Source organism: Paenibacillus sp. Soil724D2, from assembly GCF_001427935.1.
Taxonomy (GTDB): Bacteria; Bacillota; Bacilli; order Paenibacillales; family NBRC-103111; genus Paenibacillus_E.
Genome location: NZ_LMRY01000034.1, coordinates 103625 through 122965 on the forward strand (window position 1 = coordinate 103625; position 19341 = coordinate 122965).

10 protein-coding genes are annotated in these 19341 nt (G+C 45.2%); 2 read left to right on the forward strand and 8 right to left on the reverse strand.

The features are described from left to right. Positions 1-39: 39 nt before the first annotated feature. The 5 genes from ASG85_RS39395 to ASG85_RS24705 form a co-directional block, all read right to left on the reverse strand. Positions 40-6420, reverse strand: a complete 6381-nt coding sequence (locus ASG85_RS39395) for an S-layer homology domain-containing protein (RefSeq protein WP_082588213.1) — start codon at positions 6418-6420, stop codon at positions 40-42. Between the two features lie 24 nt (positions 6421-6444). Beyond that, a complete protein-coding gene (locus tag ASG85_RS24690; RefSeq protein WP_060648019.1) occupies positions 6445-8004 on the reverse strand; it encodes an extracellular solute-binding protein in 1560 nt (519 codons plus the stop codon). A gap of 12 nt (positions 8005-8016) precedes the next feature. Beyond that, a complete protein-coding gene (locus ASG85_RS24695) occupies positions 8017-9078 on the reverse strand; it encodes an SGNH/GDSL hydrolase family protein (protein WP_060648104.1) in 1062 nt (353 codons plus the stop codon). A 188-nt stretch (positions 9079-9266) separates the two neighbouring features. Further along, complete coding sequence (locus ASG85_RS24700) at positions 9267-10667, reverse strand: extracellular solute-binding protein (protein ID WP_060648020.1); 1401 nt, start codon at positions 10665-10667, stop codon at positions 9267-9269. A 92-nt stretch (positions 10668-10759) separates the two neighbouring features. After that, on the reverse strand, positions 10760-12244 hold the full coding sequence (locus tag ASG85_RS24705) for a tagaturonate epimerase family protein (protein ID WP_060648021.1): 1485 nt from the start codon (positions 12242-12244) through the stop codon (positions 10760-10762). A 176-nt stretch (positions 12245-12420) separates the two neighbouring features. Here ASG85_RS24705 and ASG85_RS24710 point away from each other — a divergent pair, with 176 nt between their 5' ends. Beyond that, complete coding sequence (locus ASG85_RS24710; protein ID WP_060648022.1) at positions 12421-13266, forward strand: AraC family transcriptional regulator; 846 nt, start codon at positions 12421-12423, stop codon at positions 13264-13266. 102 nt (positions 13267-13368) lie between these two features. Then, positions 13369-14343, forward strand: coding sequence for an aldo/keto reductase family protein (locus ASG85_RS24715; protein WP_057304822.1), 975 nt, complete (start codon positions 13369-13371; stop codon positions 14341-14343). Between the two features lie 49 nt (positions 14344-14392). On the opposite strand, the gene ASG85_RS24720 is transcribed toward ASG85_RS24715, so the two are convergent. The 3 genes from ASG85_RS24720 to ASG85_RS24730 form a co-directional block, all read right to left on the reverse strand. After that, positions 14393-15226, reverse strand: coding sequence for a 5'-3' exonuclease (locus ASG85_RS24720; RefSeq protein WP_414858793.1), 834 nt, complete (start codon positions 15224-15226; stop codon positions 14393-14395). 177 nt (positions 15227-15403) lie between these two features. Beyond that, positions 15404-15946, reverse strand: a complete 543-nt coding sequence (ssuE, locus tag ASG85_RS24725) for an NADPH-dependent FMN reductase (RefSeq protein ID WP_057304820.1) — start codon at positions 15944-15946, stop codon at positions 15404-15406. Between the two features lie 160 nt (positions 15947-16106). Further along, on the reverse strand, positions 16107-19271 hold the full coding sequence (locus tag ASG85_RS24730; protein WP_060648023.1) for a glycosyltransferase family 39 protein: 3165 nt from the start codon (positions 19269-19271) through the stop codon (positions 16107-16109). Positions 19272-19341: the final 70 nt, after the last annotated feature.

Consider the following 19341-nt stretch of genomic DNA (forward strand, 5'->3'; position numbering starts at 1 on the left):
ATATGAAAGCGGAGAACCTACTGCGAAGGTGACTCTTCCCTACCGTGTAAAAGAAAGTACGGGCAGCATTTTGGATAACATAACCGCACTTTGTGCACGGGTCGTAACATCTGAAGGTGCAAAGTTACCGTTCGAAATGCCTTCCATTAGGTTCATTCCGGTCAAGCGGTTAACTGCCTCTTGCGCCCAGTCTGCTATTTTGTCTTGATCCATAAATATGGGCTGCTGGTTGGCTGGCTCTTGATCTTTGCTGCCTGCGAATTGTATGGCTCGATAGATCATAAGCGCCATCTCCTGCCGACTAATGGTTCCATCAGGACGGAATGCGTTATTTTCATAACCGTTCACAATTCCCGATCCTACAGCCGCTGCAAGGGAATCACGATACCAAGCATCGCTCGGGACATCTTCAAAGCTGATCTTGCCTGATAATCCTGCGGTATTCTCCAAACCTAGAAAACGGGTAAGGAGCACAGCGAATTCAGCACGTGTAACAGGTACATCCGGATGAAATATCTCCGAAGACACTCCTTGAACAATTCGTCTATTGGCCATTTTCTCAATGTCATCCTTGGCCCAATGCCTCTGGGTATCCTTGAATGAAAGATGATGGTCTATCAGCATGTAAGTACTGTTCGTTCTACTGTAAATCATCACTTCATTGCCCTTTACAGAAAAAGGTACCGGCTCGTAGCTAACTTTGCCATTGCGATCAGTCGAAACGCGAACAGCAGCCAGATTCCCATCTTGTACTGGGATTTCCGTTTTGATTACCCTAGCTATATATTGGGTATATGAATCGATATTTATCATTTTCCCATCTACCCCAGACACTTGTACTGTAAAATCGATGACACCAAGTACCTTTAATCCGGATGATTCAGCGTGCTGCTCAGCGCTATCATTCCCGCTGATGATGATCTCAAGCTGCATGTTCTCCAGATTCGTGTTCAATTGTGCAGCCCACTGGATGATGTTAATTTGATCACTCGGCAGCAGATACGTTCCCAGCTTGGTATTAACAGAAATCGTCTGAATCGATTTGATGGCGATAATTTTTTGCAGTGATTTACTGTTCAGCTTTACATTTACCTGTTCGACTTCACCGCTATCAACCGTGATGGCAAGCAAACTTGAGTCTGTGTTTTGCAATGCATTATCAATCTGTTTTTCATTTACACTTGTAAACGCTATCCGTTTATCACCAACGGTTTTTATTTCCGTAACTCCTATATCAGCGTGGCTGCCGGTTGGCGGCTCGGAAGAGGAGGTTCTCCCCAGGTTCTGATCGCTTGGGTCAGCGTCGGAGGAAGGTTCTTCTTTAATTGGCGGTTCATCTTCCTCCACAGCCGTCACACTTGGAGCTTTCAGGTAGTTCGTACCGCTGTTTTCTAGTATATTTCCTCTGAGCACAATATTAGTCCCCGCTTGAAGATGAATGCCATTTGCGTTCCCAGTAATCGTATTATTCAAAATCTGCACGTTCAGCGGATCGCCTTCACCGATATAGTTCGCTTTTTCATCCCCTTTGTCATGCTCTAAGAGGATAGCCCAATAATTGGGCGCCGTATTATTGCGAATTATGTTATTTCTAATCATCGTTCCTGGCCCGTTCAAGACATTAATACCTGAAGCCCCATCTATATTCGTCGTGCTTTCAATGATATTGTTCGCAATGATCGTATCCGGTGTACCCATCGTAATCACAATACCTTCTCGAGAATTTCGGATGATATTGTCATGGATATGGTTTTTGGGACCGGACTTACTATGATTACTTGGCGCTGTACCCCCTGTATTACCAAGACCAACAGCTCCACCCGTGATAATATCGGTAATCAAATTTCCGTATATGTCATTTAAATATTCCAGTTCTCCATGAAGATCAATCGCATCCAGCTTGGTCCTAGTAAACTGATTGTTGCGTATGGTGTTGTTATGCGCGACAAATTGAACGAGCGCTCCATGTCTTAAGTAAGGCCCCTCAAAAGACGAATTTTCCACCAAGTTCCATTTTGTATCATTGTCATACCCTAGCCGATTTACCTTCGCCATACCTTGGATTGCGACTCCATACCCTGACCCGCCTGGCCCTACATCAGTGGCATTGCGGAAGGTGCTGTTTCTTACAACGACATCATGACTGTTATCAATGCGAATTCCCATACGAGTAAATTTTTCAACCGTTACGTGATCTATGGTGATGTTGTAGGAAGGATATTCGCCATAGTTCGAAATAGCGATCATGCTGTCCGGTCCGCCATTTGCCGGATTGTTTACCGTATGATCTGTTGTATAAGCGCCCGCCCAAGTGGAGGTTAGTGTTAGATTGGAAATAACCAGCTCATGCTGATTGGCTGCTTTTAATACCGTGCTGTTTTTAACTTTGTTAAGAGCCGTTTTCAACACTGTACCGGATTCACTTTCACCACGGAGGTTGACCCCCGTTTTCAATAATAGATTTGTAGTTCCGTCAGGAGCTGCATTCAAATTGTACGTTCCATTCGGCAGATAGACTTCGTCACCTTCAACAGCTGCGTTGATAGCCGCCTGAATGGCAGAACGGTCGTCAGCAGCGTTGTCTGCAGGATCCGCACCATAATCCAACACATTTATAACCCTGCCTGATGTTACATGGGGCATATGAATAGGATGGTTCGTGCCATCCGCATTTGTCATCCCCGGCTCGGTAAAGGGCACAGCCCCCGGCGGCGGACCGGGTACCACATAAGGAATATGGGCAACCGGCGTATCCCCGTTAGCGAATGGAGGATACACATGAACGTCCGTTATGCTTGTGAATGTGCTGCCATCCGAATTGCCATGGCCTGTAATTCGCACGTATCTGGCATCCGTATCAGGAATATCAAAGGCTTGCATAGTCGTAGTAGTGCCCTTACTGGAGCCGCTGAATCGCTGTGTCCAAGTTGTTCCGTCTTCAGAGGTCTCGATTTCGAAATTCGTTGATCGCACATCCCCCTTATAAAATCCAATACCAACATATCCGACGCGTTTGATGTCGTCCAAGTCGTACATAATCCATTGCCCATCACCCGATGAAGACCAACGTGTGTACGAATTGCTGTCCATCGTGTTAATCTCGATGTTTCCATCGCTTCCGCTCGCGGTTACACCGATAACCGGTAGGGGTGTCAGCGGTGCCGAAAGCGTTGCTCTGCTAAAAGTCAGCGGAGACGTACTGATATTCCCTGCTGCGTCTACTGCTTCAACTTTGAACGTATACACTGCTCCTGGACTCAACCCAACAGCGTTATAAGAAGTGCTTCCATTTACCGCTGCCAGAAATGTATTATTTTGGTAAATCCGATATTCAATAACTTTCGTATTATCTACTGCAGCTGGCCAATACAAGTTGATGAAATCAGTCCCAAGGTTAGACACTGCTAAATGACTGGCGCTCAGCCATGAGGGCGGTGTGTTATCGTTCGAGATATCGACGATCTCCTTAACAACTAATCGAGGTCTTGGATTACTCGTACCGTTAGCTTCCTTCGAATAGAGGTTTAAGGAAATACCCGTGTTTTCCGCATCTCCCACTACAAAGGCAACCTTGCCTTGGGTCAAATGGCTTCTGACATAATCGGATACATCCACACTGTACAATTCCGGGCTGGATCCTTTATCGGTCGACACCGTGAATTTGCCAATAAAAGCGGCATCAGCCAGATTATTGACCGGCGAGTTGCCCCATGTTAGACCTGTTTCCATCCATTCCGTATTCTCGATCCCATAAAGTGAAAGCTCCACATTGGTGTTGGAGCTGCCTCTTTTCCCGGCCACTTGAAATATATATTTGTAATCAGGATCGCTCAAGCCGGACAAATCATATTTAAAATAAACGTATTTTTTATTTGTGCTTCCTGAGGAAACACTAAATAGTCCGGCGCTTGTGCCCGTGGCTGAATTAAAATTCATACCTGCTTTGCTGCTGTCAATGAGTGCATCATCCGTTGGTAGTGGACTGCCTATTTCATTTTCAACCACCGTTCCAGGTCCAGAAGGTCGCTGTGGTACCACTGTTATTTCACTATCCGTATATACCTGCTGATTGACGGAGGTTGTCACGTTTGCCCGTATTTTCGTTGTACCCGGACCTACAGCTGACACCAATGCGCTTGTCAAGCCTGACGAGGATACGGTTGCAACACTACTGTCATACGTTATCCATGTCACCGTTTGTGTTACGGTATCATTCGGCGTAAGCGATACAGTCAATTCCTTTGACCCGTTAACCTCCATTGTGAAAATGGAAGGATCCAAAACAGCTGAAACATTCGGTCCAGTCGGAGCAGGAGGATTAGGATTTGTTGGATTGCTGGGTGTATGGCCGTCTTTGTATAAAATGTGATCTGTCACGGTCCTGTTCTTAACATACTGATCCATGAATGCCCATGCTTCCGCATTGGCTGTTTCTGATGCTGTTCCTGTGAACCCGTGGCCCTGCCCAGGGACAACTTTGAAGTCAACAACAGGAACACCCGCGGCTGTTAGTTGATTGGCAAATGTAACGCTATCTGTATAGGGAATCGTAGAATCCGCGTCCCCGTGCCGGATCCAGAATGGCGGATCATCCGGAGATGCATACGTACCGGGCATCGCAAGTCTCGCTTGATCTGGCACATTGAAGGCTTTGTTCCCGCCTAGAAGCGCCGTTACTGAGCTATAGTTATTCGCAAAAGCAGTTGTGAAATCAGCAGGCCCAAACCAGTCAGCCACTGCTTGCACTTTATCTGAATATTCCTGCCAGCCTCCTGAGCCTTCCAGATCTGGCACATTTACCGTATTTCCATTATCGAGAACCACCTGATCACTCGTTAAGAGATCCCCTGAAGTACCGAGCAGCGAAGCAAGATGGCCTCCCGCTGAAGAGCCCCATACACCGATACGGTCAGGATCAATATGGTACTCAGCGGCATGTGCTCGCAAATAACGAATGGCCAGTTTCACATCCTGAATTTGGGCCGGATAAGGCGCTTCAGGAGTGAGGCGGTAGTCTAGCGAAACGCCGATATATCCTCTCTTGGTCACATATCCGCATATGTTAGCTAGCGCTTGTTTCCTGTCCCCGTGATTCCAGCCTCCACCATGAATATAAACTACGACAGGCAATGGAGCAGCAGGCGAAGTTTCGGGCACTGCAATCGACGTATATAGGGGGCGGTTGCCCGCTGTTCCTATTTCAACATCTTCATACAAAGTAACACCATCTGGTACGGGAAAAGGTACCGGGTCCGTGGATGGCGGAGGTGTGGGCACTGGTGTAACAGCAGGCGGGATTCCCGGAATAGCTTGCCCTGTCATTGACACACTGTCCATGTACATATTCGCCTGCATGGGATCTCCCACTCTGAATCTTATCTTAAGGTTAGCGTTGTTGTTGGCATCCGCTCCTAATGTCCACGTTTTCAGTTTGTTGGATTCGCTGTTTTTTTGCTCAGCAGTGCCTTGTGCTAGCTTGAATTCTTCTAAAGTCGTCCAACTGCTTCCTCCGTTCCCCGACCACTCCACGACCATACTTCCGCTAATATAAGAGGATGCTCTTGTAAAATAGCTCAGCTTAATGTTTCCATATCCAGTCGTATTGAGCGGTAAAGCTAGTGCATCGTTAGAATCAATTTTGACAAAATTGGGTAGCGATGGAGCACTTGTTGAAGTTGATGTTTTGGCGGCGCTTCCCCCAGCGCCTTCCTGTAACCAAGGGGACGGTATGGATACACTGCCCTCTGAACCGTAATTATCAGGATCATCGAAATTGTCGGAGAAAAATTCGATTTCTGGTCCTTCGGGCTGTGGGGTTGAAGGTGCTTCCGGTGTACTGGAAATAGCTGTGCCACTAACTACCACATCATCGATATAGATGTTGCCTGTTAGTGCTGAGTCCACGCTGAATCTCACTCTAACATCCGGAAGATTATCAATAGGTGTGTACGTTGCTGCCGTAATGGTGTACGTTCTTTGTGCGAAAGAGCCCTGCGTTTTATTAATGGGATCCAAAGCAAACCAATCGGAACCTCCGTTTGCGGAATACTCCACTTTTACGCTGCCTGCTGTGACACTTGCTTTGTACCAGTAGCTCAACTGAATATTTTGGTATCCGAGCGTACTAAGCTGCAGGCTTAGCGAATCGGTAGCATCTACTTTTATCCCATAGGTACCTGTATGCATGCCGCTGGTTGTCGTCTTCACCAGACTTCCGTTCAGACCCTCTTGCGCCCACTTGGATGGCGATGATGTCGGGACAGCAACGCCGTTACCGTATTCAAAGCTGTCATAAAAGATTTGTGTGACTACCGGTTCAACTGAAAGCGATTTCATTTCAAACATTGGTGAAACAACGGTCATCAGCAGAATTACGCATAATGCTATACGTATCTCAATACTTCGCAGTAAGTACTTCATTTATCACCCTCGCTTTCCTAGTTATCAGTTCTTCGTTCTCGATAGATTAACGCCATCATTTTTGTTAAATCTTTCCGTAGCTTCTTTGATGACATCATTGCCGCCTTTTTGCTTCCACTCTTCTAAAACCTTCGGATAGTCCGAGATCGGTTCCTTTCCATAAACCATTTTCAAAACATGAGTGAGAATAACAGGCGGAAGCTTATCCCCCGTTGGCGCAAGATCAGGATTCTTCAAATATCCCTTCAGCTGCGGATCGAACTGGATACCGTCACGTCCTTCTTTGGCCAACACTGTATCATACAGTTTCATCAGACCTTGCCCCTCAGGCGTAAGACTCAAAGTTCCTTTGTTATAAGTCGTATCCTGAACTAACCAGAGTAAAATTTGTCTATAAGTCTCCTCATCTACATCCTTAGCGTTCGTTGGCGCTTTATAATTGAGTTTGCCATTCTCTTCCGTGTAATTCTCACCTTTAATACCAAAGGTAAAAAATTTCTCCGCCTCGTCACTAACCATCCAATCGAAAAATTTAATGATAACCGCTGGATCCTTTGCACTTTTATTAATCAAATAAGCTCTAGTCACGTTACCGACAAGCCGCAATCCGCCCTTGCCGTCAGGTCCAGTTGGAGATGAAATCAATTTCATCTTCCCGGTTGCCACGTTTTCTCTCAACTGCTGATCCCATTGAATCAACAAGTTGGCATTCATGTTCCATATCCCTGCTTTTCCGGCTAAAATATCGTTTTTGAACTTGGTCGGATTGATGGTTTCAAACTCTTTATTCATCAAGCCTTCATCCACCATCGTTTTATAGGTTTGAATGGCCTTTTGCATATTTTCTACGTTAAAGAACTTAGGAACGATTTGATCGCCCTGCTTCATAAAGAAGTTACCGAAAACATCATAAGCCCCGAAGAAAGCATCCGCATATACGAAATCTTCTCGTCCCATATATGGATTCTCAACACCTAGCTTCTTGAACGCACGCATAACGTTGAGGTAATCATCAACCGTTTTGGGCTCTGGCAGGCCTGTTTTTTCTAATAAATCTGTACGGATCCAAGTCGCTCTTCTGGACGGATTCGATAACCACTCTGGTATCGCATAGATATTCCCTTTGGCGTCCGTTTCTTTTTCCCATGCTTCTTTCGGTATTTTTTTCAAAAGGTTCTTGCCGTGCTTTTCTAATAAATCGTTTAAAGGTAGAAATACACCAGCCTGTACCGACCCTGCCAATTGCGGATTCGTCAAGCCAGAGCTCGCCTGAACAACATCGGGTATATCATGAATGGCGAACATTTGGATCATCTTTTGATCGAATTCTTTGTGAGACATTAATCGGATGTCCAAATCTGTATTCGTTAGCTCCTCCAGCTTCTTTACCCATTTCTCTTCGTTAATGTTCGGATGATTTTCCGCGTACGAAATATTCCCGGACCGGAAGGATATCGAGAAGGCTGCCTTCCCACCCTCAGGCTTGCCTGTGGTTGCTGTTTCCTGCTTCCCTGCCTGCGAGCATCCTGCGGTTGCGGCAAGCAAAGATGCACTAATTATGGATAAAAGCCACTTCTTTCTCATATCAATCTCCTCCTATTTGGAAATGACTCCATGTTTCACTTGCGATTCTCGCAGCTTATTTACAGTTGGAAGCATGAAACCTGCCAACTTCTCTCCCATTCGAATATGGCCATAATCAGAAGGATGAATGAGATCGCTGGTCAACGAAGTAAAGTCATCCACGATCTCGCTCCCGTCCAACAGGTGTAGGAAAGGGTGGCTTCTATTTGCTGTATATTGCGCTAAGATTTCGTTATAGCGTCTTTCGGCCTCGCTGTAATCATGGTTATAATCACTGAAATACGTAGCCCGATTTGGATAAATATAGGTTAGAAATACTGGCTTCTCCGGGTGCCGTTCAATGATACGGTCCAGTAAATAGGATGAGCGTCGTTCAAATTCCTCCGTAGAAACAACCGCTCGCATGTTGACACCAATCTCAAGATAGACCATATCCCAGTCAATGCGTTCCGCAATATGATCGGACAACTCTTTTTCGCAGAAGCAGGATCCGCTAAGTCCTAAGTTACAAGCATCAATTTCTAGACGTCGGGCAGCTTGCTGAATATAGCCATTGTAATGGCTTAAAGCTCCTGCCCCTTGCGTTATCGATGAGCCGTAAGCTAGAAGTGTCAACTGAGGCATCTCATCCTTATGAGGAGGCCTCACTTCAAACCCGAACGCATCAATATCATAGAATACAGCGCTAAACCGTTCAAAGAAAATGCGCCAAACATTAGAAGAGAACGCCCTATTGTTCAGTTTCTCCGGGATTACTTGAGCAAACCTTTCAGGCTCTTCCAACTGAATGGTTGTTGCAACCCCCGCCTCTAACTGATGAGAAGAATGGAAAAAGTCGCCTTTGAACACCAGCACTTTACCGTTCGTATCCTGCGAAGCCAGCACCACTTGTACATACTTCGCTTCTGTAACAAATCGAAGCTCGCAGCCGTTCGACTGCACCGCCTTCGTTCTGCCCTTCTCCGTTAAACTGTGACGAACCTGCTTCGGAAACCGGTGTAATCGAAGTCCTGGCAGGTATGGCAGCTGTTCAAGTTCCGTGACATTGTGAAAATAAACACCATTATGCTGCATGTTAGTCACCCCGTCTATCATTTCACTTTATTCCTGACTCGTATCTAACTCATATATTTATGATATCATCAATGTAAGCGCAGCCAATATGGTTTTCTTTGGTTCAACTTGTGATTTTATGGGGTGGAAATAAAAAAAGTACAAGCTCTTTGGATGAGCCTGCACCTGTGTTTACCTATGAAAAACCCTTAGGAGGAATGAATGATGTTGCTTTCTTTAGCTTCGATCAACAATTGTTCCAATCTGGAGCTAAGCGCTGCACTATTTTGCAGACCCGATAAAAATAACATAATATCACGCTGGATGCTTTTTAATTGGTAATTGCTGAGGCCCAATTCCGTAATTAGCCGAAACGTGGGGACTATTTCCCTGTATAAAAAAAATCTAGACGGACGATACCCTGACTCCTCCCCCTCCCACTCCATGGCACGTCGGTGAGCGGTAATATTCAAAGTTTTGCGTCGAAGCATTAATTGAATCTCATATGAGGTCAGAAAGTCGATTAACAGCTTTGCTGCCTCTTTGTTAGAAGACCGGCTGTTAACTGCTAGTCCATTAATTATGAGCAGCGTACTAGAATCCTGTAAACCTGGCAATGGGGAGACCTCAAAGGAAATGTTAGAATCTCGCAGCTGATTTAAGAAAAAATAGGTTGTCATAATAACCGAAACTTTTTCTTCTAGAAAAAGTGCTTCCGCATCGGCATTGCTTTCCGAAAGAATTCTTGGAAATACATCCAGCAGATCTCTGCATGCTTCTAAGCTTTCTATAATCTTGCTTCCATGCAATCGGTAGTTTCCGCTATCGTCGGTCTGAAAGGTTGTTCCGCTCTGCAGCATAAAGATCGGCCAGCGGTTACGGGAGGGCAAATAAAAATAAAAGCCAAACCGTTCATTCTTCACAGATAATTGTTGACCATATGTAAAAAGATCACGCCATGCCCAACTGCTATCCGGCAGTGGAACTTGAGACTGTTCGAAATGCTTTTTGTTATAGCACAAAACGACAGGCGAATAATTAAACGGTCGAACGAGCGTGTGACCTCCATGTTGAAACGGTTCCGTCAAAAAAGGGTACAAATCATCCATTTGCTCAATCGGCTCCAATAAATGGGTACAGTCATTTTCCACGAAATCCTGAAAATTATTATTATTAATCATTACACAATCGAGGAGCTCCGCTTCCATATATTGCTTCAATGACTTGGAATAGCTGCCTGAAGGCAGCTCTATTGGATGGACAACAATATGCGGGTATTGCTTAGCAAACTCAGCCAGCAGCTCTTCCATCTCGACAAGTCCGGCAAATGATTGGACATAACCAAATTTGATAACCGTCTTTTGTTCGGAAGAGGGACTTATTATCCTATTTCCTACCCTGGCAATTTTCTCAATAAATCCTTCCTCTACGAGAACTTTAAGACCGTTGCGAACGGATGCATTGCTGAGCTCGAATCGCTTTTCCAGATCACTTTCAGAAGGCAAGTAGCTGCCGATAGCCGCTTTGCCAGACAAGATTTCTTGACGCAACGTAACAATCATATCTTCCAGCCGAACCCGAAAATGTTTGCGGCTTAATCTCTTTTGCATGCAGCTACCTCACTATCTTACTGTCTAACACTCACTTCTTTAATCATACAAGAAAAAGCCGACCTCCGCATATCTGGAGATCGACTTTATGATTATTTACCCAGCAGCTCTAAATGTCTGCCAATATGATAACGAAGACCTTCAGCAAAGGCATCTTCTTGTTCCGCCAAGGTCTGGAAGAATTCGTCCGCAAATTGTTTGCTGCCATCAGCATTCTTCGATTGAAGCAGCAAGCCGTACGTGATGTGCAGCAGTTGGCGAGCATTGTTTTCTTCCATGTAATCCGGCAGATCAGCATCGCTCATTTCCCCTAATGGGACGATAGCGTTAATGTCAGTTGTCACGTGATAGTAAGCTGTAGCCTCACTGAAATGATCAAGCGCATACTGATGCATGCGGCGGTATAAGGAAGGATTTACCTTCGCTACGACACGCACCGCTTCGAGCCAGTTCGTTCCTGCTGTTTTGATATGGAACAAGCCGTTTGTGTACTGCCCGATGAGAGGGAATACGCTGAATTTATCGCTGCCGGAATGAATACTAAGCTTGTATTCGAAATGTACAGCAATCGCGGCATGGCTAGCTAATTCACGTTCAAACTGAGCGATATCGCCGATATAGTCAATTCCCTTCTGGAATTCCCCGCAGAATCGCGGCGCCATGCTGAAGATCGTAACTCCACGGTCGCGAAGCTCGTTAGCTACCAAATAATGCGCTTCAGGAGATGTCGGCGTAGCCGTTTCATCGATAGAGATTTCAAAATCGACTGCGCGATCAAGCGTCGCGATATACTTACGGAAGATAGCTTCCATGAAATTAATTGCTGCGTCGTAAATCAGCACATCTTTCTGTAAAGCTTGACGTGTATAGTTAAGCGTCGCTCCAGGAACATTAGCTGCTGTTTCAAGGTAACGCTTTTCATAATGATTACGCAAACTAGCTGGCAGCTGTTCATATTTTGTTGCGATTTCCGCTTCAGACATAGATTCAATGGTATTGTCGATATTTTCCGAGCAATCAAGTGTCAGCATCGTAAAACCAAGACGCAGCGCGTACTCGATGTCTTCTTCCTTCTTCAAATGGTCACCGTCTGCACCATACCCATCTTTATAGCCCTCTTGGAAAACAGCATAAGCAGCCGCATCCAAAACATCCTCATAGGTTCGGCCTGTTAGCGCAAGTTCACGAATACTTTGCTGTGCTAGTACTGGGCGAATGTCTTTGCCGCGAATCGTTTGAATATGTCCAGGGCTTGCAATCCCAAGTCGATCACCTAAACCCATTGTAGCTACTTGTGTACCAAATGCCTGCGGAGCTGTATATGGAAGGAATTGGTTAAGCGTAAGACGATTTTCGTGAGATAAAGAAGCTACTTTACCGCCATCCACGTTTTCCCCAATGAGTTGGTCGTATAGTTCTCCCTCGCCTGCAGCGATAAGCTTCTTACCTGCCGCTGTTCGCACCATTAAAAGGGAAGTATTACCTACTTGTGTAAAAGATGGTGCATACACTTTCACATCCGGTGAAGAAAATGTCGTTATATTTCCTGATTTAATAGCTTCGATAAGCTGTTTCATTGTGTAAATCCTCCCTTGTTATGCAAGCGTTTACTCATTTCACATAGCTCAATCATATCGCAAGGTACGAAAATTTTCTCATCATCTCTTCTTATTTTTCGTTAAAACTATTCATATTTTTCACTAAAATCATGCTATACTTCAAATAATCATTAAGAACCAAAGGAGTCCTACCTATGTCACGAACTGTCACCTTCGGCAATGAAGAAGAAGGCCCATTTTATATCCAACATATTCATCGTTCTGGTTCCTTCGAGAGGACTCAACACATGCATGACATGTACGAGCTTTACTATTTGTACGAAGGTGAGCGTATGTACTTCATTCGTGATCGCTCGTATCTCATTCTTCCTGGGGACCTAGTGCTTATAAATCGGCGTGAGCTTCATGCGACATCAGACTCGGACAACTTAGGACATGCGCGTGTAGTGATTAATTTCGATGATAGCTTTTTAGCGAATGCCAAAGAGGATGCTCCATTTCTTCTCGATGCTTTCACACATGCTACTCCCGTTCTGCGATTAGATCTGCCTACTCGGCGTTTAGTCGAAGACATTCTGGGTAAATTGATTCATGAAGCGAAGGAGCCGCAGCTTGGGCAAACTTTCGCCTTGCGTCAATATTTGACTGAGCTTCTGCTGTTTACAGCACGATTCGTCCTTATGCATCCGTCTACATCTCCCGAACACATTTCACCACTGCATCGGAAAATTTCCACCATCGTGAGATTTATCAATATTCATTATCCTGAACCTATCCGTCTGGAAGAGCTGGCTGAGCAATTCGAAATCAGCCCGGCCTATTTAAGCCGGATGTTCAAGGAAATTACCGGATTTTCGCTTATTGAATATGTGAATCTCGTTCGTGTGCAAGAAGCGCAGCGACTGCTGACAACTACGAAACTTAAAGTTATTTTGATCGCTGAGCAGGCAGGCTTCGGGTCACTTGTACAGTTCGGACGCGTCTTCCGTCAAATGACCAAAACGACACCTCTTCGCTATCGGCAATCGGCGGTTACTTAAGTTAAAGTAACTAAGTGAACAAATAGTGCGTCATTGTCAAGCTATCCTCTCCACTCTTATAATGATTTCAAAGCAGCATAATGAGAGGATGGTAAACATTTCATGAAGTATAGAAACGTAGGTCGCAGCGGGTTAAAAGTAAGTGAAATTAGCTTGGGGAGCTGGCTTACCTACGGAACAGCCGCCGAACAAAAGGCAGCAGATGCTTGTATCGCGAAAGCTTTTGAAAGTGGCATTAATTTCTTCGATACAGCTAATGCTTACAATCGTGGCGAGGGCGAAAAAGCGATGGGGGCGGCGTTGAAGCCCTATGAGAGGTCAAGCTATGTGCTCTCGTCGAAGGTCTACTTCCCGATGGGTGATGGTCCGAATGATCGAGGTTTATCCCGTAAGCACATCTTCGAGCAGTGTGATGCGAGCTTAAAGAGATTAGGTGTCGACTACATTGATTTATACTTCTGCCATCGCTATGACATCCATACACCGCTGGAAGAGACGCTTCGCGCTTTGGACGACTTAGCTGCTCAAGGTAAAATTATGTACGCCGCTGTCAGTGAGTGGAGCGGTGCCCAAATTACCGAGGCAGCTGGTATTGCCGAGCGTTTGCGCCTAAGACCGCTGATCTCTAATCAGCCGATTTATAATATGTTTGAGCGCTATATCGAGCGAGAAGTATTGCCTGTGTCAGCGCAAAAAGGATTGGGTCAAGTTGTGTTCTCGCCGCTTGCTCAAGGCATTTTAACCGGTAAATACAAGCTGGGACAGCCGATTCCGACTGAGAGTCGTGCCGCTAACGACTCCGTAAATGGTGTCATTAACAGCTATTTGAATAACCAAGTGCTTCAAGTTGTTCATGAGCTGGAGCAGGTTGCTCAGCAGCTCCATATCTCTCTCGCACAGCTCGCTCTAGCATGGGTACTCCGTCAACCAGGAATAAGCTCTGCGCTCATCGGTGCGACTCGACCTGAACAGATCGAAGAGAATGTGAAAGCCGTTGATGTTGTTCTTGGAACCGAGACACTGGAACAAATCGAAGTCATCCTCAAACAAGTAGCTAATTTCTCACCTGCACGTTAAAAATAAAAAGGGACAGGACCATTAGCAGCCCTGTCCCTTCCATATGATTTTATCCAATTAATCTCATCAAGCCCTTGAATTCCAATTCCTCGAACTTGCTAATGACCTTTTCCCGCTCCATCGACCAGCCGCATTCCTCAAGCGCACAAGCGACAGGCGCATCCAAACGAATCGTAGCCAAATCGCGTGATAAATGCAGCATGTCGATCTCCGCCTCAATTTTGGCGCGAACACCTTTCGGCAGAGCCGCTAGATTTTCCAAAATCCCGGCGATGTCCTGATACTCCATGAGCAGTTTGGTCGCAGTTTTCTCACCAATTCCTTTTACCCCCGGATAGTTATCCGCCGTATCTCCTGTTAAACCCTTCAGATCGATAATTTGAGCAGGTGTTAGACTTTTCTCTTCCATCAAGGTTTCCAGCGTATACACCATATAGTTGGATTGACCTTTTTTCATAATAATAACTTCCGTATTCTCATTTACAAGCTGCAGCATATCGTGATCACCTGTGAGAATCTGCACCTTCGTAGATGGACTATATGTACTTGCCAATGTGCCTATGCAATCATCCGCCTCGTATCCGATAACACCCACGTTCGGTATGTTAAAGCTGGCCGTTACTTCCTTCACTAAATCAAATTGAGGGATCAGCTCTTCCGGAGCAGGTCCGCGATTCGCTTTGTAATTATCAAATTTCTCCGTACGAAACGTCTTACTTCCCATATCCCAGCAGCAAACAACATGTGTAGGTTTGAACGTCTGAATCGCATCTAGCAAATATTTAAGAAAACCATAAACCCCGTTAACCGGCATACCGGCACTTGTTCTCATAATGTAACCACTGGAAGAAGTGGCGTAATAACCACGAAATAATAAAGCCATGCCATCGACAAGCAGCACAGATTCAGATGATGTTTCGGACAAAATAATCGCTCCTATTCTATAAATCATAACGTATAAGTTCTACGACTAGTATAGCATGGGAAGGGTTGGTCCGAACACAAAAAACCACTACTAGTAAAAGGTACCAGAAGCGGTTTTCGATGATTTATTTGTTTTTTAACGGCTCGTATGCCATTTAATCTCTTGAATAAATTCAGTCACAGATTCTTGCAGTCGATCTGCAATTTCATCGTCTAATATAGCTTGTCCTTGATCGCCCCACGTCACTTGTTTATCGAGCACGTAAACCCCTTGCAGAATGTTCTGAGCACCTAGTGCAGACAGCACCGGTTTTAAAGCATAATCGATAGCTAGCAAGTGAGATATCGTCCCTCCAACGGCTAGCGGAAGCACGACTTTGCGCTCGAGGCCTTTTTGCGGGAGAAGGTCAAGGAAAGCTTTTAGCACACCTGTGTAAGAGGCTTTATATACCGGCGTAGCAACGAATACGGCATCTGCCTCCGCAACATGCGCGTTCGCTTTCACAATGGCTTCGCTATCAAATTTGGCATATAACAAATCCTCTGCCGGAATGTCGCGTACTTTAATCCATTCCACTTCCAAGCCCGCTTTCAATAGTTCACTTTTGGCCACTTCGATAACGCCATGCAAACGGGATGTAGGTGTTGGACTTCCTGAAATAATTACAACTTTAGCCATGTGATTCACTCTCCATTAGGTTTGGGATGAAAAAAAGACTCCGCTGCCTTTGCTCTGTACAAAGTGGGAGTCTCCTGTTGATGGGTCGACTTTTTTAATTCACAGTAATTTACTTGGGTTTATATTACCATTGCCTTTTAGGAACGTCAATACTTTTTGTCTAAAAGAAATTCCAACCCGGCAGCCACCGGAGGAAGAAGGAATATTTGGATGGAATGATCATCCCCGAAAGGATCGGATAGAAGAGAACAAACAGAACGAATACGGCAATTAAATATCCGTAAACCCATCTTCTTTTATAAAGCGGTCCTTCTTCTAAATACTCTTTGATGTAATAAGTTAAGATCAGTACAAGGAATGGCACCATCGCGAAATAGTGATAAATAAATGTGAGCCTTGGCACTAAGATCCATGGTAAATACTGCGAGCAGTATGCGATTAGCAGCATACGCAGCAGCTTATCTTTACGTGTAACTGCTACATAAAACGAAAGGATAACGGCAATGAAGCCCGGCCACCATACTAATGGATTCCCGAACGAGACGATGCTCGAAAGCATGCCCTGCGGCATGAGCTTAGCTTGATAATACCATATCGGACGGAGCATCATCGGCCACTCCCACCAAGGGGAAGAGAAAGGATGCGTCGCGACTAAATCTTTATGATATTTGTACATATGCACCTGGTAGGTGACCACATCCTTCAGATTGTGCCCCGGTCCGGGAACCATCATGAACGGAATATAGGATAACGTATAAACACCTAGAGGAATGATGACAAATGTGAGTATGCACCAGAGTAAAGTAAACAACGTGTTTCGTATGAAAAGCTTCTGCACAAGCTGCAGCCGGCTGCGCTCCGGTTCTGTAAGTGGAGATTCATTCTCCGCCTCGAGCAGCAAACTTCGTGCGAATCGATATTCCCCGAACCGCTCTAATAAAGACAAAAGCAGCAGCACGGCAAGACCTGCACCGCCATAGATAACGATCCACTTGGATGCAGCTCCAATTCCGAAGAAAAGACCTGATAGTCCTAAGGGAATTAACGTGGTCCAAAGCTTTTCTCTGTAAAAGCTAAGCGTTGTGTAGCGATACATGAAATAGAACATCAGCATGATGAAGAATACGCCGTAAACATCTATCGTCGCGATTCGCGTCTGCGCAAAGTGCATAAAATCAAAGGTAAGCAGGAAAGCAGCGATAAAGGCATATTCCGAACGGCCAAACATTCGCTTAGCGAACACGTACATAATAGGAATCATGCCGACGCCGAACAGTGTTCCGATGATTCTCCAGCCAAACGGATTCAATCCAAACACATAAATGCCAATAGACATTAGTACTTTACCAAGCGGTGGATGCGTGCTTTCATACGGCTCTATTTGATGAAGATGCTCATAAGCGGTTCTTGCATGGTAGATCTCATCAAAGTACGACCCATTCATATATGTAGGCGTATAAGGTACTGTCGCAGGTTCATCGAACAAATTAGCTGTCTTACCTTCATCAGCCGCGTTGACATCTTGTTCCGAAACCTTAGTAATTGGCAAAATAGCCGTGTTGCCATCTCCAAAAATACCAATTTCATGAAGATGAAGCGCCGCTCCTTCCTGCGCATCCATGACCATTTTAACGTAACGCGCATCTTTCTTAGGCTCAACTGTGTTCCAAGTGAATACCTTGGTGTGGTCGGATTTCACTGATATTTGATCCTGCCACTGCGTACCGTCCTGTGAAAACCAGAACGAATAAGCCCCTTCACCAACACCTGCAAAAGTGTTAATTCTCGTAATGTTATGCGAGCTTCCGAGGTCGGCAATGACCGTTTCGCCTGCGATTGTTGGCTTCCAGAACGTTGTAGGAGCCTTATGCCCACCTAGATGGAACAAAGCAATTATCGTATAGACCAACACTAAAGCGCCAAGATAAAGCGCATCCTTTTTTGTGAAAAAACGTCCCCTTGTGCTTCTTTCGACCTCATCCCTACTTGATTTGAAAATCGCATTCCACCGTTCGGATTCTGTGTGAATTTCTTGCTTTGTTGGCAGCGGAGCTGGCTCCTCCACCTTCTGTTCTTCTTGTGATTCCACGAAAAGCCTCCATCCCAATAAACATGCATAGGCAAACATCATAACATTGATGGCCGAAACGACCAACATCAAAGGATCATATCTCGGAATGTGATAATCCTGATGAAAACTGCGTAAAAGTACATCAGCTATATTTATAAAATGAGTGATGCTAAAACCGATAAAGAGCCCCAGAATCCGGCGATCCTTTATGTAAATAAAGCTGGTCAGCGCGAGCAATAACCCATAGTGCAAATAGCGCTCGTGCATTTTGGTCATACATATGAAAACAGCCGTGATAAATAAGAAAGCCACATACAGTAAGGCGCCACGCCGTCCTTTGCTGCGAATATATAGAAAGCAAACATACACGATGGATAGCGCCATAAGCACCCACCCAATCAATTGGTAAGAGATGTGCAGGATACTGCTATTCAAATCGATAAAATTGCCACCTAAGAGTGCCATAAGATTGAAAGCGTTCAAGGAGGCGTATGGATAAGAAGATAAAGTGCCAGAGTATAATGCGATCAACCAGCCATACCCTCTGCCAACGGCAAAAGGGAGTGAAATCACGGCCATCGTTGCAGCTCCGCTTAGAACACTCAACAACAATACCATCATGCTGCGCTTTCGTAAAACGTCGATAAGTAGAAAAATACCGAAAAGAAGTGCCTGTGGCTTAAGAAGAAGAGCTAATGCTATAAAAACCGCGGCTTGTGGGAGCTTCCCCCGCTGTTGTAGTAACAAAGTTGCAAGAATAAATAACATAAAAAAGGAGTCAACCTGTCCCCATATCGCGGAGTTCGACCAAATCGCCGGATTGAAGGCAAACAAAGCAGCAATTAAAATGGCTTGTATCCATGTTCGTGCCCCACCTCGTCGACTAACTGCTAGCAGATATAAGAGGTAAGCTGTGACTATGTCAGCCAGAATGGCAGGAAGCTTCAGAATGACCAGTGACCCTGCACTCTCCCAGGGAATCGACAGCTTGTGGTGCAGTAAGCCAATGAGGTATAGGACATACATATACCCAGGAGGATAATCAAGAAAGTAATCTTTGGCGTTCGTGTACAATCCGGATAAACCTACTGAATAGGCGCGATCCGCCCACGCTAGGAACGTTCGTACGTCAGTATCATAGCCTACCCAGAGGGGAGCTAGATATAATCTAAATAATAACGCGGTTAATAGCAGTAAACCCAGAAGAAAGAATTTATGGGGAGCCCCCCACAATTGCTTGAACCAGCTTACCATGTCACATCTCCTTAGATTTAGACTACTACCATTATACCTGTCCACTCTCTTGCAGAAAAGGAAAAAAGCA

Bases quoted from the DNA above. Each gene is read 5' to 3' on its own strand.
- ASG85_RS39395 (WP_082588213.1), bottom strand. From the start codon at position 6,420: ATGAAGTACTTACTGCGAAGTATTGAGATACGTATAGCATTATGCGTA.
- ASG85_RS24690 (WP_060648019.1), bottom strand. From the start codon at position 8,004: ATGAGAAAGAAGTGGCTTTTATCCATAATTAGTGCATCTTTGCTTGCC.
- ASG85_RS24695 (WP_060648104.1), bottom strand. From the start codon at position 9,078: ATGCAGCATAATGGTGTTTATTTTCACAATGTCACGGAACTTGAACAG.
- ASG85_RS24700 (WP_060648020.1), bottom strand. From the start codon at position 10,667: ATGCAAAAGAGATTAAGCCGCAAACATTTTCGGGTTCGGCTGGAAGAT.
- ASG85_RS24705 (WP_060648021.1), bottom strand. From the start codon at position 12,244: ATGAAACAGCTTATCGAAGCTATTAAATCAGGAAATATAACGACATTT.
- ASG85_RS24710 (WP_060648022.1), top strand. From the start codon at position 12,421: ATGTCACGAACTGTCACCTTCGGCAATGAAGAAGAAGGCCCATTTTAT.
- ASG85_RS24715 (WP_057304822.1), top strand. From the start codon at position 13,369: ATGAAGTATAGAAACGTAGGTCGCAGCGGGTTAAAAGTAAGTGAAATT.
- ASG85_RS24720 (WP_414858793.1), bottom strand. From the start codon at position 15,226: ATGGCTTTATTATTTCGTGGTTATTACGCCACTTCTTCCAGTGGTTAC.
- ssuE (WP_057304820.1), bottom strand. From the start codon at position 15,946: ATGGCTAAAGTTGTAATTATTTCAGGAAGTCCAACACCTACATCCCGT.
- ASG85_RS24730 (WP_060648023.1), bottom strand. From the start codon at position 19,271: ATGGTAAGCTGGTTCAAGCAATTGTGGGGGGCTCCCCATAAATTCTTT.